Here is an 18948-nt window from a genome sequence, read left to right as displayed (position 1 = left end):
GCGGCGAGCGAACGGGGACCAGCCCTTAAGCAGCATTAGCGGTAGTGGAACGGTCCTGGAAAGGCCGGCAATACAGGGTGATAGCCCCGTACACCAAACCGCTCTTGTTGTGAAATCGAGTAGGACGGGACACGTGATATCCTGTCTGAACATGGGGGGACCATCCTCCAAGGCTAAATACTCCTGACTGACCGATAGTGAACCAGTACCGTGAGGGAAAGGCGAAAAGAACCCCTGTGAGGGGAGTGAAATAGAACCTGAAACCGTGTACGTACAAGCAGTGGAAGCCCTTCGAGGGTGACTGCGTACCTTTTGTATAATGGGTCAGCGACTTACTTTTAGTAGCAAGGTTAACCGTATAGGGGAGCCGTAGGGAAACCGAGTCTTAACTGGGCGAATAGTTGCTAGGAGTAGACCCGAAACCCGGTGATCTAGCCATGAGCAGGTTGAAGGTTGAGTAACATCAACTGGAGGACCGAACCCACTAATGTTGCAAAATTAGGGGATGACTTGTGGCTGGGGGTGAAAGGCCAATCAAACCGGGAGATAGCTGGTTCTCCCCGAAAGCTATTTAGGTAGCGCCTCGGACGAATACTACTGGGGGTAGAGCACTGTTTGGGCTAGGGGGTCATCCCGACTTACCAACCCCATGCAAACTCCGAATACCAGTAAGTACTATCCGGGAGACACACGGCGGGTGCTAACGTCCGTCGTGAAGAGGGAAACAACCCAGACCGCCGGCTAAGGTCCCCAAGTTCTGGTTAAGTGGGAAACGAAGTGGGAAGGCTCAGACAGCCAGGATGTTGGCTTAGAAGCAGCCATCATTTAAAGAAAGCGTAATAGCTCACTGGTCGAGTCGGCCTGCGCGGAAGATGTAACGGGGCTAAAACCAGGCACCGAAGCCGCGGATTCACGCTTTGCGTGAGTGGTAGGGGAGCGTTCTGTAAGTCTGCGAAGGTGTGTTGTGAAGCATGCTGGAGATATCAGAAGTGCGAATGCTGACATGAGTAACGATAAAGGGGGTGAAAAACCTCCTCGCCGGAAGACCAAGGGTTCCTGTCCAACGTTAATCGGGGCAGGGTGAGTCGGCCCCTAAGGCGAGGCCGAAAGGCGTAGTCGATGGGAAACGGGTTAATATTCCCGTACTGACACACATTGCGATGGGGGGACGGAGAAGGCTAGATGGGCCAGGCGTTGGTTGTCCTGGTGAAAGGGCGTAGGCGGTGACTTTAGGTAAATCCGGAGTTGCAACGCTGAGACCCGAGACGAAGGTACTACGGTACCGAAGTCATTGATGCCCTGCTTCCAGGAAAAGCCTCTAAGCTTCAGATGTGTGTGAACCGTACCCCAAACCGACACAGGTGGTCGGGTAGAGAATACCAAGGCGCTTGAGAGAACTCGGGTGAAGGAACTAGGCAAAATAGTACCGTAACTTCGGGAGAAGGTACGCTGGAGCGGGTGAAGTCCTTCGCGGATGGAGCCTGAGCCAGTCGCAGTGACCAGGTGGCTGGGACTGTTTATCAAAAACACAGCACTCTGCTAACTCGCAAGAGGACGTATAGGGTGTGACACCTGCCCGGTGCCGGAAGGTTAATTGATGGGGTTAGCCGTAAGGTGAAGCTCTTGATCGAAGCCCCGGTAAACGGCGGCCGTAACTATAACGGTCCTAAGGTAGCGAAATTCCTTGTCGGGTAAGTTCCGACCTGCACGAATGGTGTAACCATGGCCACGCTGTCTCCACCCGAGACTCAGTGAAATTGAAATCGCCGTGAAGATGCGGTGTACCCGCGGCTAGACGGAAAGACCCCGTGAACCTTTACTATAGCTTGGCACTGAACATTGACCCTACATGTGTAGGATAGGTGGGAGGCTGTGAAGCGGTGACGCCAGTTGCCGTGGAGCCGACCTTGAAATACCACCCTTGTATGTTTGATGTTCTAACTTGGTCCCCTTATCGGGGATGAGGACAGTGCCTGGTGGGTAGTTTGACTGGGGCGGTCTCCTCCCAAAGTGTAACGGAGGAGCACGAAGGTTGGCTAAGTACGGTCGGACATCGTACGGTTAGTGCAATGGCATAAGCCAGCTTAACTGCGAGACAGACACGTCGAGCAGGTGCGAAAGCAGGTCATAGTGATCCGGTGGTTCTGAATGGAAGGGCCATCGCTCAACGGATAAAAGGTACTCCGGGGATAACAGGCTGATACCGCCCAAGAGTTCATATCGACGGCGGTGTTTGGCACCTCGATGTCGGCTCATCACATCCTGGGGCTGAAGTCGGTCCCAAGGGTATGGCTGTTCGCCATTTAAAGTGGTACGCGAGCTGGGTTCAGAACGTCGTGAGACAGTTCGGTCCCTATCTGCCGTGGGCGTTGGATGATTGAGAGGGGCTGCTCCTAGTACGAGAGGACCGGAGTGGACGAACCTCTGGTGTTCGGGTTGTCACGCCAGTGGCACTGCCCGGTAGCTAAGTTCGGAATCGATAACCGCTGAAAGCATCTAAGCGGGAAGCGAGCCTCGAGATGAGTCATCCCCAGGTACTTGATACCTCTAAAGGGCCGTCCGAGACCAGGACGTTGATAGGCAGGGTGTGGAAGCGCTGTGAGGCGTGCAGCTAACCTGTACTAATGACCCGTGCGGCTTAACCATACAACACCCAAGAAGTGTGAGAGACTTGCGGTCTCAAGAACAAATTCATCAAAACAGCTTTTTTCGAATTACAGTTTTATGCCTGGCGGCCATAGCGTTGTGGAACCACCTGACTCCATGCCGAACTCAGCAGTGAAACGCAACCGCGCCGATGATAGTGTGGCAGCTGCCATGTGAAAGTAGGTCACTGCCAGGCACCAAATATAGTACTCCTGACTATACAGCTTTTGCGGAGCGGTAGTTCAGTTGGTTAGAATACCGGCCTGTCACGCCGGGGGTCGCGGGTTCGAGTCCCGTCCGCTCCGCCATCTTAAAGAAGCCCTTAGCTAGTTGATAGCTAAGGGCTTTTTGCTTTTATACCCTCAGTAAACCCAGCGTCCCTCAATCTGTCAAATCCCTCCTCGTGACCAAACCGTGACCATTTCGTGACTCAGAGCCAGTTTTGGCCGAAGGTCAAAGCCTTCACTTTTGGTGTCTCTCCTTATACCAAATGGATTAATCATTTGTTTAGACTGTCATTTTGACGAAAGCTGGACTCTGTCTGCAGACAGATGCTGGATTAAGTTAAGTATGACGCTGTTTAAACACGCCATTTTTCCCAGACAATGATCAATTTTCTGCTGGAACTGATATCACTGCCAACTTCAGAGCCCACTTGTTTAGTTACTAACAGGCCTCAACATCTATCCTACTTGATCTCCCTATCAGACTCTATATATTGACAGAACTGTACTATTTCGACACGAGTGGGACTTCTCATCATGAGTGACCCCATATTAACCATCAAAGAGGTGGCCGATTACCTCAAGGTGAATGAGCGGACCATATACCGTCTGGCCGCAAGCGGCGAGCTACCGGGCTTTAAGGTGGGTAACTCTTGGCGATTCAAGCAGAGCGAGCTGGAGCAATACATCGCTGCCCAGCACAACCGTGCCAGTACCACCGAAGCAATGAAATCAGCAAACAGTAAATCAGAAGATAACTAGGAATCCGGCCCCATGGCACAACTGGAAAACATCGAAGCAATTGAAAAACGCCTATGGAAATCGGCTGATACTCTACGCGCCAACTCGGAACTAGCCAGCAACGAATACTTTTTGCCGGTGATGGGGCTGATCTTTCTGCGTCATGCCTACAGCCGCTATCTGGCGGTAAAAGACGAGATTGTCGCCACCCTGCCCAGTCGCGGAGGCAAAACCCGCGAACTCACTAAAGAAGACTTCTCTAAAAAAAGCGCCATCTATCTTAAACCAGAAGCACAGTTTGATTACCTCATAGCCCTGACGGATGCCGATAATCGTGCCGAAGCCATTATCCATGCCATGGAGTCCATCGAGGCCGATTACACCAACCTACGTAACCAGCTGCCGAAGCAGGAATACAACAATATTCCTAACGACGTACTGGGCATGCTCCTGCGTACGCTAAACCCGGAAGAGTTAAAAAAAGCTACGGGCGATATCTTTGGGCGAATTTACGAATACTTCCTCACCCAGTTTGCCGATCAGGGCGCGCACGATGGTGGTGAGTTTTTCACCCCAGTCTCGTTAGTGCAGTTGATTGTGAATGTATTGGAGCCGGATCACGGCAAAATTTTTGACCCAGCATGCGGTTCCGGAGGTATGTTCGTGCAAAGCGCCCATTTTATGGAGCGCCACGCGCAAGATCCACATGAGCTGACTTTTTACGGCCACGAGAAAAACCGCGTCACCACACGCCTGGCCAAAATGAACCTCGCAGTACATGGCCTTGAAGGTAATGTAGAAGGTGGTGAAGCCGCCATTACCTACTATAACGACCCGCACGAAGGCCTGTTCGGCACTGTCGATTATGTAATGGCCAACCCGCCATTTAACGTAGATGAAGTCGACGCCGATAAAATCAAAGGCGATAAGCGCCGCCTGCCTTTTGGCTTGCCGGGCGTGAATAAAAACAAAAAAGTCAGCAACGCTAACTATCTGTGGATTCAGTATTTCTATAGCTATCTCAACGATACGGGCCGAGCAGGTTTTGTCATGTCATCCCAGGCTTCCAGCGCTGGGCGGGATGAAGCCAAGGTGCGCGAGCAGTTGGTTAAAACGGGCCATGTGGACATCATGGTCGATATTCGCGGTAACTTCTTTTACACCCGATCTGTGCCATGCCAGCTGTGGTTTCTGAATAAAAACAAGCCAGAACACCTGAAAGACAAGGTGTTAATGCTGGATGCCCGCAACGTCTACCGCAAAGTTACCCGCAAGATTTACGACTTCAGCCCCGAGCAGCAGCAGAACCTGACTGCCGTGGTCTGGCTATACCGTGGCGAAGGCGAGCGTTTTGTTGAATTAGTTAAACACTACATCGACAAGTCAATTTTCGAAGCGCGCTATTGTGAGTTCTCAGAAGAACTCATGTGCAACCCAGTACCTGACTTTGTCAGTCAGTTGGAAAAACTCAGCCAAGCCTTTCAACCCTTGATGGATAAACTAGAGAAAAATGGCATTAATGTTGAACCCTATGTAGATTTCCTTAATGCCAAAGGCACTGTTGAAGGTGGCTGGTCCGCGTTTCAAATTCTGACCAATGATTTGCAAAAATGGTGGAATAAATACGAATATAACGATGCTGCCAGTCTGCTGGACTTCATCGATAAAGATGCCTGCCTGAAAGACCTGGCTGAGCAAAGCCGCAACCTGATTAAAGAAATTGATCTCGCCTATAAGCTGGCAACCCGCGTGATTGAATTGGCCGAAGCCAATGACGCCAAAGATAGCGAACTCTGGGATAACACGCTGCTTAATGGTCGTGGTCGCAGCAACTTAAAGAAAACCGCCGACGAGGCCCGCAAGCTGGCGGTGGAGCAGCTCAAACAGGTACGTTACTTCTATAAACAAGCCCATTGGCTATTAAGCCGCTTCCCGGAAGGCAAGCTGTGTGATGTAGAAGGCTTGGTCAAACTGGTGGACATCCAAGACATTGAAGCCGCTGACTGGAGCCTGACGCCCGGCCGCTATGTGGGTGTGGCACCGGAGGAAGTGGATGAAGACTTCGACTTTGAAGAAGCCCTGCGTGATATTCATATTGAGCTGCAAGGCTTAAATTCGGAAGCCGCAGAGTTGGCCGAAAAGATTGCTCGTAACTTTGAGGAGTTGGGGGTATGAATATTGTCGAACTAGGTCAAATCAGTTCCATGAAGTATGGAAAGATGTTGTCAAAAGACTTAGCTGTTGACGAAGGTTTCCCTGTTTATAGTGGCTACCGGATTACAGGGTATTCAAAAGAGTATCTTTACAACGATCCAATGCTTATTGTGGTAGCTCGAGGGGTGGGCGGAACTGGAGATGTAAAAATATCACCACCTAATGCATGGATAACTAATTTATCTATTGTCCTAGAGCTAGATGATTCAAAGGTTGATAAACGATATTTGTGTTATTTGCTGAACAGAGAGAACCTTAAAGACAAATTAAACTCTGGTGCTGCACAGGCACAAATTACAATTGATTCCCTTGCCAAGTATCGAATTCGCCTTCCTCAAATTAAACAACAGAAAAGAACTGCGGAATTTATCGCCAAATACGACGACCTCATCGAAAACAACCGCCGCCGCATTCAGTTGCTAGACGAATCCGCTCGCCTACTGTACCAGGAATGGTTTGTTCACCTGCGCTTCCCCGGGCATGAGCAAGTCAAGATTACCGATGGTGTGCCGGAAGGCTGGGAGCCGACTCTCGTGCCAGATGTGATTGACGTTAATCCGAGAACCCCCGTCGAAAAAGGTAAAGAGATTTGGTATGTGCCCATGTCATCACTCTCCGAAACATCGATGACAGCTAACACAGCTGATTTTGAGCGGCGAACCAAACACACCAACGTTAAATTTAAAAAGAATGACGTCTTGTTAGCCCGGATTACTCCATGTTTGGAGAACGGTAAAACTGGTTATGCCTATTTCCTTGCTGAAGATGAAGTGGCTTGTGGGTCTACAGAGTTCATCGTATTGAGAGGAAAGCGAGTACCTTCGGAATTTGTCTACTGTTTAGCTCGGTCGTATCCGTTTCGAGAGAACGCAATTAAAAGCATGACGGGCTCGTCTGGTCGCCAGAGAGTCCAGAATTCCTGCTTTGATAAGTATGCTGTTCCCTTGCCTCCAAATAGTATTTTGGATGAATTCGTACAGATAGTTCAGAACAACTTTGAGCAGATTCGAAATCTAATGGCACAGAATGCCAGGCTCGCTAAAGCCCGCGACCTGCTACTACCCAAACTTATGAGCGGCGAGCTGACCGTGTAAATCAAGGAGTGATAATGAATCGAGCCCAAGCCCAACAATTACTGCAAACAGCGCTGGCTAACCCCGCTGCCGAATTCCGCGATGGCCAGTGGGAAGCGATTGATGCCTTGGTGAATCATAGGCAAAAGCTGTTAGTCGTGCAGCGCACCGGTTGGGGAAAAAGTTCGGTTTATTTTATCAGCACCAAAATTTTCCGCGATCGAGGCATGGGGCCGACAATTATTGTCTCGCCCTTGTTGGCATTAATGCGTAACCAGATTGAGTCGGCGCAGCGTTTGGGTATTGTTGCGGAGACCATGAACTCCACCAATCAAAACGACTGGCAGGCGGTAACTCAACGGATTCTAAGTAATCAAATTGACTGCTTGCTGATTTCCCCTGAGCGCTTGGCTAACGACAGTTTTATTGAAACCGTGTTGCAGCCCATTGCCGACCGTATTGCTCTGATGGTGATTGACGAAGCTCACTGTATTTCGGATTGGGGCCATGACTTTCGCCCGGATTACCGCCGCATCGTGAATATTCTTCGTCAGTTGCCCGCGAACACGCCGGTGCTGGGTACTACGGCAACGGCGAATAACCGCGTAGTTGAAGACATTCAAACTCAGCTTGGAAATATTCAAATTCACCGTGGCCCTTTGACCCGGGAAAGTCTCGCATTGCAAACCATGGTGCTGCCAGATCAGGCGTCCCGTTTGGCTTGGTTAGCCCAGGTGATTCCCACCTTGCCAGGCACGGGCATTGTTTACACCTTAACGGTTCGGGATGCCGAACAAGTCGCGGTGTGGTTAAGTGCAAATGGCATAGACGCCAGGGCTTACCACGGCAGCGTTGTTACTGATGGTTTTGAAAACAGTAATTCTTACCGACAGCACCTGGAAGAATTGCTACTCAACAACCAATTAAAAGTTTTGGTGGCCACCACTGCGTTGGGCATGGGTTACGACAAGCCGGATTTAAGTTTTGTAATCCACTATCAAGCGCCGGGTTCTATCGTAGCCTATTACCAACAGGTGGGCCGTGCCGGGCGTGGCATTGCTCATGCGGTTGGCGTTTTAATGTCGGGTGTGGAAGATCAAGATATTCACGAGTTTTTCCGGGAATCGGCCTTTCCTTCAGAAGCTCACGTGAATGAGATCTTGTGGGTTCTGGAACAGAGTGATGGGTTGTCGATTCGCAGCATTGAAGAGCAAACCAACCTACGTCACGGTCAGATCGAAAAAGTGCTGAAGCTGCTAAGCGTGGAAAATCCGGCTCCTGTCATAAAAGACGGCAGCCGCTGGGTTAGAACGCCCGTGCGCTATCAAATGGATCATGCCCGAATTGCACACTTAACCGGGCAGCGTGTGCAGGAATGGCAGGAGGTTCAGGCGTATCTGAATGATGCTGGCTGCAAAATGACCTTCTTGCGAAGGGCGCTGGACGATCACGATCCTACGCCATGCGGTAAATGTTCATCTTGCTTGGGGCGGCCTGTGATCAATGCAGTAGTTGATCCTGTTTTGGCACATCGAGCGGGTACTTTCCTTAAGCACGCGGAAATGGTGATCACCCCAAAAGCACAGGTGGCGGCCAATGCGTTTTTGGAATACGGCTTTCGAGGCAATCTACCCCAGCATCTTCGCGCACAGGAAGGCCGTGTTTTATCCCGCTGGGGTGATGCTGGTTGGGGGCGGACGGTTACCGAGAATAAGCATGCCGGGCGTTTCAGCGATGAACTGGTCGAGGCCATGGCAGAAATGATTCAGCAGCGTTGGCAACCTAACCCAGCGCCAGAGTGGGTGTGCTGCGTGCCATCGCGTAATCGTCCTGAACTGGTACCCGATTTTGCACGTCGTCTGGCTGCACGATTGGGTCTGCCGTTTGTGGATGCGGTTAGCAAAGTTAAAGACAATCAGCCGCAAAAAGGTCAGCAGAATCGTTTTCATCAATGCCGAAACCTTGATGGTGTGTTTGAAGTGACTCAGTTTTATCAGGGACTCCCGGTTTTATTAGTGGATGATATCGTGGATTCCGGTTGGACGCTGACAGTCATTGCGGCTCTCTTACAGCAAGCAGGCAGTGGTGTGGTTTACCCCGTTGCGCTGGCTTCATCTTCGGTGAAAGACTCATGAATGTATCCAGTTTACTGTCGCCCACAGCGCAGGCGACTTTGTTGTTGACCAGCTATTTTTCAAAAGCGAGCAACGAAAGTGCAAAACCGTTAACTAATTCGGAGTGGGGGCGCTTCGCTTTGTGGTTAAAGGACAGGTCCACCACACCTGCCGACCTATTGGTGACTGACCCGAAAACGTTGCTGCAAGGTTGGCACGATGCGCGCATTAGTGCGGAGCGAATTATTGAATTGTTGAGCCGTGGCCATAGTCTTGCGCTGGCCATGGAAAAATGGCAACGAGCTGGTCTTTGGGTAGTGACCCGATCAGATCCAGAATACCCAATGCGTTTAAAGCAGCGACTGAAAACTGATTCCCCGCCAGTGCTGTTTGGTTGTGGTAACAAAGCCTTGTTGAATGCAGGTGGCTTGGCGGTTATTGGCTCGCGAAATGCCAGCGAAGCTGATTTAGCTTTTACCGACCAAGTGGGGGCTAAAGCAGCGGCAGAAGGCATTGCCATTGTCTCTGGTGGTGCTCGGGGTGTCGATGAAACGGCAATGCTGGGTGCTATGAAACAAGGTGGTGTGGTGATCGGCGTGATGGCCGATAGCCTGCTAAAAGCAGCGACCAGCAGTAAGTGGCGCAAAGGCTTGATGGATGATCATGCCGTGTTGGTATCGCCTTTTTATCCAGAGGCAGGATTCAGTGCTGGAAATGCCATGGCCCGCAACAAATACATCTATTGCCTGGCAGACAGCTCTCTGGTAATTCACTCGGGTAAAAAAGGCGGCACGCTAAACGGTGCAGAAGAAAATCTGAAAAAAGCATGGGTACCGCTGTGGGTTAAGCAGACAACGGACAAAGATGCGGCCAATGCCGATTTGGTCGCCAAAGGTGGCCGTTGGCTGGAGGCTGATACTGAAGCCTTCAAGATTTCGGAATTAATGTGCAATGAAGGTGGCCGTGCGAATCAGATGAAGGAGCAAATGGGCGATCTCTTTTCCATGCCTGCACAGCCCGAATTGTTTTTTGAGGCTGAATCTAATCCTGAGCCAGAATCTGGGCCTAAAGAAGTTGTAGAGCCAGAGCGCGAGATAGTCGTTAGCGAAAGCCAGACAAAGATTCAGGATATTCCACAGCAGACTGCCGAAAGCGACGCTGCCCCAACAGATCCTATCGATTTCTATCAGCTGTTCATCTCCGAACTTCAACACTTGGCTGAAAAGCCAGTAACCGTTGATGCGCTGATTGAAAGCACACAGCTTCATAAGTCTCAGTTAACTGAATGGCTGAAACGAGCTGTTGATGATGAGCAAGTAAAGAAGCTCAATCGCCCTGTACGCTATCAAGTTAAGAACAAAAAATAGAGGGATTTGCTCATGGCCATGACTGAAGAAGCCCTAGTTCAGGAAGTCACCGCAGACTACTTGCTGAATCAGTTGCATTGGGATGAATCTGTACTTGGCATGTATGAAAAGCTGGGCAAGGAGGGTGATTTAGGTCGGCTTTCAGAGCAAGAGGTGGTGTTAACCCGCTATTTGGGCGAGAAACTGATAGAGCTCAACCCTGGCTTGCCGGATGTCGCCTACCAAGAGGCGCTGCGCGTGGTTTGTGAGATGCCAGCATCCACCAATATTGTTGCTGTGAATAAGGAGAAATACTCCCTTCATAAGAATGGCGTAGAGGTGAGCTTCCATAACGACAAAGGTGAACGGGTAAAGAAACGGCTTCGCCTGTTTGATTTTGACAACTACGAAAACAATCACTTTTTACTGGTCAGAGAGTTTTGGATCAAAGGCGATATTTATCGTCGCAGAGCAGACCTTGTGGGCTTTGTGAATGGTATTCCGCTGCTGTTTATGGAGGTGAAAAATGTTCACAAGGATATTCGTGCAGCCTATGAGCAAAATCTTGCTGATTACAAAGACACTGTCCCGCACCTGTTTTATCACAACGCCTTTATTATCTTGGGCAATGGCATTGACGCCAAGATTGGCTCCATTTCCAGTAAATTTGAGCATTTCAATGATTGGAAACGATTGAAAGAGAGTGAACCAGGCGTTGTGGATATGGAGACCCTGCTTAAGGGAACCTGTTCCAAAACCAACCTTATGGACATCTTTGAAAACTTCACTTTGTTTGACCAGAGCTCTGGTCGCTTGGTGAAAATCGTTGCCCGCAATCACCAATACCTTGGTGTTATCCGTGCAATTGATGCCGTTGTGAATCGAGGTGAGCGTTTGGGTAAGTTGGGGGTTTTCTGGCACACTCAGGGTTCTGGCAAGTCTTATTCGATTGTATTTTTCGCCCAGATGGTGCATCGAAAACTCGGGGGAAACTATACCTTTGTGGTGTTAACCGACCGGGAAGACCTGGATACACAGATCTATAAAACCTTTGCAGGTTGTGGCTTAGTCGATAACGACAAAGACCCGTGCCGAGCGGATAGCGGTAAAGATCTCAAAGCACTGATCGGCCAGCAAAAAGCCTTTGTATTCACCCTCATTCAAAAATTTAACGAAAAAGTCGACCCTGAAAAGCCTTATTCCGAGCGCGACGACATTATCGTCATCACCGACGAAGCTCACCGCACGCAATATGGCACTTTGTCGTTGAATATGCGTAATGCCTTGCCCAATGCCAGTTTTATCGGCTTTACCGGAACACCATTATTTAAAGATGATGAGATAACCAAGAAGGTTTTTGGTGATTACATCTCTACCTATGACTTTCAGCGGGCGGTCGAGGATAGGGCGACAGTGCCCTTGTACTACGATGCCCGTGGTGAAGAGTTGGTATTTACCGACGAAGATGGCAACGAGCATACGGTTGCTGACCCTAAAGGCATAAATGAGCGCATCGCGGAAAAACTGGATGAGTTGGAAATTGAGGATGTGGACGTTCAGCAAAGGTTGGAGCGAGAGCTAAAACGCGATTATCACATCATCACCGCAACCAGCCGACTGGATCAGATAGCACGTGACTTTGTGGCTCACTATGCTAATGCTTGGGAAACCGGCAAGGCGATGTTTGTTTGCCTCGACAAGATCACTTGTGTGCGGATGCACAAGTTGATCGGTTTTTACTGGCAGCAGGAAATTAAAACCAAAGAAAAAGCACTTGCGTCGGCTACGGACGAGCAGGATTTAGCCTGGCGAGAGCGCCAATTGGCGTGGATGAAAGAAACGCTGATGGCAGTTGTGGTCAGTGAAGAGCAAGGTGAAGTTGCCAAGTTTGAAAAATGGGGGTTGGATATAAAGCCACACCGACAGTTGCTTAAAGTTGGATTTGAACTGGCTGATGGCTCTCGACTGGATATGGAAGAAGCCTTTAAATCCAGCGAGCATCCATTCAGAGTGGCTGTCGTGTGTGCCATGTGGTTGACCGGATTTGATGTGCCAACACTTTCCACCCTTTATTTGGACAAGCCGTTAAAGGCGCATACCTTAATGCAAGCCATTGCCAGGGCAAATCGCGTAGCGGAAGGAAAGAACAACGGGCTGATAGTGGATTATTGCGGGATACTAAAAAATCTGCGTAAAGCATTGGCAACCTTCGCCGGTGCTGGCGACGAGGGTCATGGCGGAGATGAGGGCGAAAATGAACCCGCCAAGCCCAATGAAGAGTTGTTGGAAAGTCTGAACGAGTCGATCAGTTTTGTTGCTGAATTTTTACGAAAGCATGATTTTGAACTAAGCCGGATTATTACAGAAACAGGTTTTGCTAAAAATGCAGCGATTGCTCAAGCCAAGGAAGTCATCAATCAAAATGATGAAACACGGAAACGTTTCGAGGTAATGGCACGAGAGGTGTTCAACAAGTTTAAAGCTTGCATTAACGTACCGGGTGTTAATGGCTATCGTGATTTGCGCGATGCAATCAACGTACTCTATAAAAGTTTGCAGGCAGATAAAGAGAAAGCCGACATCTCCGACATTATGAAAGAGCTGTACGAAATTGTTGACGGTAGTATCGATACCACACATAAAGTCAAAGAGCCGAAACCGGATGGTGATCGAATTTACGATATCAGCAAGATCGATTTTGAACGACTCCGCCAAGAGTTTTCTAGGTCAGAGCGAAAGAATACTACAGTGCAATCGCTCAAGCACGCGGTTGAGAAGAAGCTAGCCCGGCTCATGATGCAAAATCCGTTACGTACCGATTATCAAGAGCACTACGAAAAATTAGTTAAGGAATATAATCAGGAAAAGGATCGCGTTGTTATTGAAAAAACCTTTGAGGCACTGCTAAAACTGAATGAAGAGCTTTCTCATGAAGAGAGGCGAGCAATCAGGGAAGGCTTGGATGAGGAGTCTTTGGTATTGTTTGATCTCCTCAGTAAGCCGAGTTTGCAGCCAAAAGAGATTGCTAAGATCAAACAGGTCGCCACTACTTTGCTGGCAACGCTAAAGGCAGAGCGGCTGAAAGTTGCGAACTGGCAGCAAAAAGAATCTACTCGCGACGCGGTTAAGCAGCAGATATTTGATTTTCTTTACGATGAAAGAACAGGGTTGCCCGTTGAGCAATATGAAGAAAATGAAATTTCAGATATCACTGAAAAGGTGTTTCTCCATATTTATAGGGCTTATCCGGAACTACCATCTCCCATATATAGCTGAAAATTTATGCGAAGTTACGTATAACTTTAGCAGGTACACACATATCGAGTAATTACCACAATTGCAGAACGTTGTGCAAAACCTGAATCGAGTATACAAACATCCGTTGTAAAGAAATAGTAGTATCCAAAGTGCTGGGCGCATGGGACTATGTTCATCTCTGTACGAGGCACAGCATACACAACACGCACTACGCAGTGTGGAAAAGACGCATGGCGATGCCTCTCAGTAACCACTCCCAAGCTGTGAACTATCTTGAATTCAATCCGGAAATATAATGGTGATGATAAATTATTTGTACTGACGCTATCTACTGATGCTGTGCTTTGTACCTATCTGACTTTTTAGTATGCTCGTCAGACAGTGTCGGTGGCTACAGAGAAAGGCATATCTAATGTGACGCTGTATAGTTGGCTGAAACATTGTCGAGAACAAGGAATGCCCGTGCCAGGTCATCGTAATACCGGGGAGGACTGGTCCCCTGAATCCAAGCTGGCTGTTGTCATCGAAACAGCCTCCATGTCTGAGGTCGAACTCAGTAATTACTGCCGCGAGAAAGGACTGCATCCAGAGCAGATACATCGCTGGAAAGCGGCCAGCCTCCAAGGTGCTGGCATGCAGGATGAACACTAGAAAGCGGTTTAAAAGCAGATATCAGATAATAAACTTAATAATGTCGATGTAGGTAGCTCAGTGATTTTATAAGTAATAATGCACTTTAAATTAAGGTTGCAACTAATATTTGATGTTGGTGAAAATAGTATTCGTATATGTCGTAAGAACAACTATCGATTTAAATAGATTAAATTTATTCTTGGAATGCTGAGTCATAATTTTAGCCTCTTCAGAAAACTCTTTTCCTTTAATCATTCTGAAATTATTGAACCCGCATCTAAACTCATAATTTTCCTTGATGTGGTTTAATGTTTTTTGATATTCCCGCATGAATTCTTTAAATAGAAGTTGGAGCTTTTCATCTTGAAAGGGATAGCCTATGTTAGTCGGAGATTTTAGTTCGTTGTAAGCGTCATCTATGCCCAGTATCCGTCCGTCAATTATTGTATCTATCTCTAGGTATTTATGAATGGATGATATTTTTGAATGTGTCACAAAGAACTGAAAGTATTTTAAGTCTGTTTCATAACTCACTTTTTTTAATCGATTTCGACCTATTATGGTTAATATGATGTCATCTTCTAGTTGGAAGACTTTCTTCTCTAGGTCTATGGCTGTTAATGCTCTGGCATCATTTAAGTTATATTTGTTTTTTATTTTTTGGATTTCTGTTACTAAGTTTACAGGAGGGCCTTTAAATTTATCATTTAATACGAAGTAAAAGTTGTTGATCTTTCGAAGGTAGTCCCAGCTGTTATAAAGGCCTCTAAAGTCCTCTTGTAGCTTATTTACAGACTTGGATATACTTCTATTTATTTCTTCAGGTGAGTAAACTTGGAAGTACGTGCCGTCTAGTTCAATCCAGCCGTCATTTTTTCTATCTCCAATATTGCCATGCGGTTTTACTTGTTGAAAACCTTTCTCACTATAATTCATTATTTTTGAAAATAGATTTTCGAATTCTGCTCCATTTGATTCATGAACCATTAATTTGAATTTTTCTCGGAATGCTGCTTTTTCTTCGTCGTCCATAAAGCTGTCCTAATTGATAGTTTGGATGTACATATTATTTTATTTATTTTCTTTTTCTACATATTGATCTGATTCCTATTTACTAATAGATACTTTGTAGGTAAGTGATTTATTTTCATATTTAAATTTCGTGTTCCACATTGTACTTAGAGGGCAAGGTCAGTAGCTCGGAAGTCCACGAAGCTAGTATCCAAAGGACGCTGTTGATCAAATCAGAGCCGGCTGCCCCTTCTGGGCTTGGCACCCTTAACTAACCGGCTTGTGAACAGGCATACTGAGCCCGATGACCTTGTTCATGAGCTTTACGCCGGCCAGAGCTTCACGGACCTATAGTGGTAGCTACGCAGGCTGAGCTTGGTATTTTCCAGCTGTTTGTAACGAGACATTGCCGTTTCTGCCAGCGAGCGCTGATGGTGACAATGTCCTGGTTATAAGATTTCCTGATTTCCTTCAATCAGGCCAAACTCCCGTTCTAGCTCAACGCTTTTTTCTGAGAAAATTGTGTTTCCTCGCCTCTGCTCTTTCAGGGAGACCAAGGTGGTAAAGAAACAGCCTTCGCAGAGATGGACTTGATAAGACTCGCCGTCATGGGGGGATCCGTATCCCCAGTCGGCCTGAAGCAGGCCGAACTGCGGGCTGTGTTTACCATCCATTGAGGTGCTTTCTCCACAAACATCGCAGAGCACGTCAGTCACTACATCAACCAGCTGCTTACTTGTCACTTTCATAAAAGGCCTCCTGGTAGCACTGCTCGGCAGGAAAGGTTCCGCTTTGAAGCGTTTACTGTTTCTCTATCAAGAGGATGACGCTTCATCCTCAACATAGCTCAACAGTTCACCGGGCTGGCACTCAAAGTACTTGCACAAGGCATTGATGGTATCTGTGTTGGTAACGTTGCCCGGCACGTTGGCGATGCGGGTAAGTGTAGCTCGGCTGATACCCGTCTCCTTACTGACCTCGGACAGCGTGATCCGTCTCTTCTCACGAAACGATTTCTCATCCAAAAGCTGGATCAACAGCACTCTGATCATAGGTCATCCATAAGTCATATTTTTCACAAGTCTATCAAATGCATCACGCATGACGCAAAAAACTCATTGACAATGCTTTTTGGTGAGCTATTTTAATCTCATGTGACTTAAATGAATCATGTGTGATTCAAATGGAGGTGTTATGAATACCTATCTCACAACTGAAGAGCTGTCTGCCCGTATCAAGTACGACGCGCGTACCATTCGCCAATGTCTTAAGGATTCGGTGCTGTTCGAGGGCGTGCATTACATTCGGCCCTTTGGCGGCCGCAAGATCCTGTACATCTGGGAGCGGGTTGAAGAGTCCATGCTGCAAGGGGCATCTGCCCAGGATCTGATCCAGAGCATTCAGTAAGGAGGACGTTATGGGTGCAGTGAACGGCCGTGACGGCCGCCTTTATCTCGATTTTCGCTTCCGTGGCAAGCGCTGCCGGGAGCAGACCAAGCTGACAGACACGCCGGCCAACCGTAAAAAGCTCAGCAAGGTGCTGGCACTGATTGAGCAGCAGATCCGGGCCGGTACTTTTGATTATGGCCACCATTTTCCCAACAGTCCCAAGGTGGAGCAATTCCGGCAACTGGAGGTGCTGATCCGCCAAAAGGCGGTGGGCGGTGAAATGGACTTCGCCAGCTTTGCCAGCCAGTGGCTGGAAGAAAAGCGAGTGGAGTGGCGCGACAGTCAGTATGAAACCGTGGAAGGCATTTTGCGCTGCCATCTGATGCCGGCATTTGGCGAAATGGACATGGGTGCCATTAGCAAAAGTGACATTCTGGCGCTTCGCATGAAGCTGTGTCAGGCGGATGCCGTTACCGGCAAGCGTCTGTCACCATCGCGCATTAACCACATCATGACGGCTCTGCGCATGATAGTGAATGAAGCCGCCGAACGGTTCGAGTACGAGAGCCCCTGGCGCAATATCAAGGCGCTGCCCATGCCCCGGGCCGAGGTACAGCCTTTTACCCTGGAGGAGGTGCAACTGATTTTGTCCCGGGTGCGGCCGGACTTTCGGCCCTATTACACGGTGCGCTTTTTTACCGGCATGCGCACCGGTGAAATCGACGGCCTGACCTGGGACAACGTGGACTTTGCCGCTCGCAAAATTCATATCCATCAGGCGCTGGTGCGAGGCAAGCTGGAGAAAACCAAAACCAGCAGCTCTTACCGCAGCATCGCCATGTCTCAGCGGGTTTATGACGCTCTGTTTGAGCAGTGGGAGCAGACCGGTGAGAAAAGCACCTATGTGTTCTGCGCCCGCAACGGCCAGCCGTTGAATCACCGCAATGTCACCCGCCGGGTGTGGTATCCCTTGCTGGAGTGGCTGGAGCTGACCAAACGCAACCCGTACCAGAGCCGGCATACGGCGGCCACTCTGTGGCTGGCCGCAGGTGAAAGCCCGGAGTGGATTGCTCGCCAGCTGGGCCATGCCAACACCAGCATGCTGTTCAGAGTGTATTCCCGCTATATCCCCAACCTGGTGGGCCGGGACGGTGCGGCCTTTGAGTCGCTGCTGGATGAAGAGTTTGAACTGGAGGATGAAGCATGAATCCCATGGTAATGACACATCAACGGCCCCAGTTGCTGTGGGCCAGCCAGTTGTTTGATGATGGTGCGCTGGCATCGTGGCAGTTCAGCGCATCGACGTGGCACAGCTCGCTGTCGCTGGAGCCCTGGAAAATGCAGGGGGTAAGCCCTTATGGTCAGTGGGTGCTGGCGGAATTAAACGAGCAAGAAGGACATGTCCGGCTCAAATCTGTACAGACGTTGCCGGAGGGCGTGAGCCGGCAACAAGTGGAGCATCAATTGGCCTGGCTGCCTGAGTCGCAGCAAACTTTGCTGATGGATGTGTGGAGTATGCTGGCGGTGATTGACGATAAGGTATTGCAGAATTTCTTGCTGGATATTCTGTCCAACGATTCCATTATGGCACCCTTCTGCCAAAGCCAGGCCAGTCACCGGCACCATCATGATCAGCCCGGTGGCCTGCTGGCACACAGCCATGAAGTAGCGATGACCTCGGCAATGTTAGCCAGTCAGTATGGTCTGGGGCAGCGCAGCATCTGGGTAGCCTTTGTCGGCGGGTTATTGCACGATATCGGAAAAATACGACTGTTTTACAATGAACATCCTGGCATCTGCGGCCAGCATGAATCGTTTAATTTCATGGTCCTAGGACAGCAACTGGAGCAACTGCGACTAGCTTCGCCCAAGGTATTTGAAGCGCTGAGTGCCTGCCTCTCGGTCAGGGTTGGACAGTATGCCGATCCCTACCAAGTGGCCAATATTGTACGCATGTGCGATCGGCTTTCAGCTGAGGTCAGCAATTGGAAAAATGCTTTTGCCCGGGTACCGGCGCACTTCTGGTATGCCCGTTGTCCGCGGGATCAGCAGTGGTACAAACGGCTGGGGTAGCGAATGGCAGCCAAGGATGTAAGGTAACGGGCAGACGATATTTCTGCCCGTTTTTTGTATGTGGAATAAGACTTGTCTTGAGGGATATCACTTTTTCTGGAATCGGCGTTTGGCCCAGGCTTCCAGCCGGTCAGCGTTGACGTAGACCAGCAGGCACATCATCACTATCGCTGCGAGAAAAGCGAGATACCCCAACAGACCAGCCAGTACGTTTACTTGCATTACG

The 18948-nt window shown here is 49.0% G+C and carries 13 protein-coding genes, 1 tRNA gene, 2 rRNA genes and 1 pseudogene (1 of these 17 only partly in view); 12 read left to right on the top strand and 5 right to left on the bottom strand.

The features are described 5' to 3' along the window. From N2M06_RS13180 to N2M06_RS13140, 9 genes are all read left to right on the top strand, one after another. Positions 1-2646 (top strand): 23S ribosomal RNA (locus tag N2M06_RS13180) (it extends 242 nt beyond the left edge of the window). An 81-nt stretch (positions 2647-2727) separates the two neighbouring features. After that, positions 2728-2842 (top strand): 5S ribosomal RNA (rrf, locus tag N2M06_RS13175). A 35-nt stretch (positions 2843-2877) separates the two neighbouring features. Further along, positions 2878-2954: transfer RNA gene (locus N2M06_RS13170), tRNA-Asp, on the top strand. Positions 2955-3407: 453 nt separating this feature from the next. Next, the gene (locus N2M06_RS13165; protein WP_346350988.1) at positions 3408-3632 is read left to right on the top strand and encodes a helix-turn-helix domain-containing protein; all 225 of its coding nucleotides are present in this window, start codon (positions 3408-3410) and stop codon (positions 3630-3632) included. A 12-nt stretch (positions 3633-3644) separates the two neighbouring features. Beyond that, positions 3645-5786 (top strand): N-6 DNA methylase, encoded by a 2142-nt coding sequence (locus tag N2M06_RS13160; RefSeq protein ID WP_346350987.1) that lies wholly within the window; start codon positions 3645-3647, stop codon positions 5784-5786. After that, a complete protein-coding gene (locus N2M06_RS13155) occupies positions 5783-6919 on the top strand; it encodes a restriction endonuclease subunit S (protein WP_346350986.1) in 1137 nt (378 codons plus the stop codon). Before N2M06_RS13160 ends, N2M06_RS13155 begins: the two co-directional genes overlap by 4 nt. 14 nt (positions 6920-6933) lie before the next feature. Further along, positions 6934-9033, top strand: coding sequence for a RecQ family ATP-dependent DNA helicase (locus tag N2M06_RS13150; protein WP_346350985.1), 2100 nt, complete (start codon positions 6934-6936; stop codon positions 9031-9033). Then, on the top strand, positions 9030-10379 hold the full coding sequence (locus N2M06_RS13145) for a DNA-processing protein DprA (protein ID WP_346350984.1): 1350 nt from the start codon (positions 9030-9032) through the stop codon (positions 10377-10379). Before N2M06_RS13150 ends, N2M06_RS13145 begins: the two co-directional genes overlap by 4 nt. Positions 10380-10391: 12 nt before the next feature. Then, positions 10392-13634, top strand: a complete 3243-nt coding sequence (locus tag N2M06_RS13140; RefSeq protein WP_346350983.1) for a type I restriction endonuclease subunit R — start codon at positions 10392-10394, stop codon at positions 13632-13634. Positions 13635-14369: 735 nt separating this feature from the next. On the opposite strand, the gene N2M06_RS13135 is transcribed toward N2M06_RS13140, so the two are convergent. From N2M06_RS13135 to N2M06_RS13120, 4 genes and pseudogenes are all read right to left on the bottom strand, one after another. Then, positions 14370-15281: a hypothetical protein gene (locus tag N2M06_RS13135; RefSeq protein WP_346350982.1), complete on the bottom strand. Its 912-nt coding sequence runs from the start codon at positions 15279-15281 to the stop codon at positions 14370-14372. 246 nt (positions 15282-15527) lie between these two features. Beyond that, positions 15528-15697: pseudogene (locus tag N2M06_RS13130) on the bottom strand (IS5/IS1182 family transposase); the annotation flags it as partial. Between the two features lie 12 nt (positions 15698-15709). Next, the gene (locus N2M06_RS13125) at positions 15710-16009 is read right to left on the bottom strand and encodes a hypothetical protein (protein ID WP_346350981.1); all 300 of its coding nucleotides are present in this window, start codon (positions 16007-16009) and stop codon (positions 15710-15712) included. Between the two features lie 66 nt (positions 16010-16075). Further along, the gene (locus tag N2M06_RS13120; RefSeq protein WP_346350980.1) at positions 16076-16312 is read right to left on the bottom strand and encodes a helix-turn-helix transcriptional regulator; all 237 of its coding nucleotides are present in this window, start codon (positions 16310-16312) and stop codon (positions 16076-16078) included. A 142-nt stretch (positions 16313-16454) separates the two neighbouring features. On the opposite strand from N2M06_RS13120, the gene N2M06_RS13115 reads away from it, so the two are divergent. From N2M06_RS13115 to N2M06_RS13105, 3 genes are read left to right on the top strand one after another with little or no spacing between them, the layout of a single operon-like run. Further along, the gene (locus N2M06_RS13115; protein WP_181256403.1) at positions 16455-16667 is read left to right on the top strand and encodes a hypothetical protein; all 213 of its coding nucleotides are present in this window, start codon (positions 16455-16457) and stop codon (positions 16665-16667) included. A gap of 10 nt (positions 16668-16677) precedes the next feature. Then, positions 16678-17856, top strand: coding sequence for a site-specific integrase (locus tag N2M06_RS13110; RefSeq protein ID WP_346350979.1), 1179 nt, complete (start codon positions 16678-16680; stop codon positions 17854-17856). Then, positions 17853-18722 carry a TraI domain-containing protein gene (locus tag N2M06_RS13105; RefSeq protein ID WP_346350978.1) on the top strand — a complete coding sequence of 290 codons (870 nt, stop codon included), beginning with the start codon at positions 17853-17855 and terminating at the stop codon, positions 18720-18722. The genes N2M06_RS13110 and N2M06_RS13105 overlap by 4 nt, the downstream gene beginning before the upstream one ends. A gap of 87 nt (positions 18723-18809) precedes the next feature. Here N2M06_RS13105 and N2M06_RS13100 read toward each other — a convergent pair whose 3' ends face one another. Beyond that, on the bottom strand, positions 18810-18944 hold the full coding sequence (locus N2M06_RS13100; protein WP_346350977.1) for a hypothetical protein: 135 nt from the start codon (positions 18942-18944) through the stop codon (positions 18810-18812). Positions 18945-18948: the final 4 nt, after the last annotated feature.

The organism is Oceanimonas sp. AH20CE76 (assembly GCF_039654065.1).
Classification (GTDB): Bacteria; Pseudomonadota; Gammaproteobacteria; order Enterobacterales; family Aeromonadaceae; genus Oceanimonas; species Oceanimonas smirnovii.
This window is presented reverse-complemented; position numbering and strand designations above follow the sequence as displayed.

What these genes read in the sequence shown, in the direction of transcription:
- N2M06_RS13165 (WP_346350988.1), top strand. Translation starts at nt 3,408, where the DNA reads ATGAGTGACCCCATATTAACCATCAAAGAGGTGGCCGATTACCTCAAG.
- N2M06_RS13160 (WP_346350987.1), top strand. Translation starts at nt 3,645, where the DNA reads ATGGCACAACTGGAAAACATCGAAGCAATTGAAAAACGCCTATGGAAA.
- N2M06_RS13155 (WP_346350986.1), top strand. Translation starts at nt 5,783, where the DNA reads ATGAATATTGTCGAACTAGGTCAAATCAGTTCCATGAAGTATGGAAAG.
- N2M06_RS13150 (WP_346350985.1), top strand. Translation starts at nt 6,934, where the DNA reads ATGAATCGAGCCCAAGCCCAACAATTACTGCAAACAGCGCTGGCTAAC.
- N2M06_RS13145 (WP_346350984.1), top strand. Translation starts at nt 9,030, where the DNA reads ATGAATGTATCCAGTTTACTGTCGCCCACAGCGCAGGCGACTTTGTTG.
- N2M06_RS13140 (WP_346350983.1), top strand. Translation starts at nt 10,392, where the DNA reads ATGGCCATGACTGAAGAAGCCCTAGTTCAGGAAGTCACCGCAGACTAC.
- N2M06_RS13135 (WP_346350982.1), bottom strand. Translation starts at nt 15,281, where the DNA reads ATGGACGACGAAGAAAAAGCAGCATTCCGAGAAAAATTCAAATTAATG.
- N2M06_RS13125 (WP_346350981.1), bottom strand. Translation starts at nt 16,009, where the DNA reads ATGAAAGTGACAAGTAAGCAGCTGGTTGATGTAGTGACTGACGTGCTC.
- N2M06_RS13120 (WP_346350980.1), bottom strand. Translation starts at nt 16,312, where the DNA reads ATGATCAGAGTGCTGTTGATCCAGCTTTTGGATGAGAAATCGTTTCGT.
- N2M06_RS13115 (WP_181256403.1), top strand. Translation starts at nt 16,455, where the DNA reads ATGAATACCTATCTCACAACTGAAGAGCTGTCTGCCCGTATCAAGTAC.
- N2M06_RS13110 (WP_346350979.1), top strand. Translation starts at nt 16,678, where the DNA reads ATGGGTGCAGTGAACGGCCGTGACGGCCGCCTTTATCTCGATTTTCGC.
- N2M06_RS13105 (WP_346350978.1), top strand. Translation starts at nt 17,853, where the DNA reads ATGAATCCCATGGTAATGACACATCAACGGCCCCAGTTGCTGTGGGCC.
- N2M06_RS13100 (WP_346350977.1), bottom strand. Translation starts at nt 18,944, where the DNA reads ATGCAAGTAAACGTACTGGCTGGTCTGTTGGGGTATCTCGCTTTTCTC.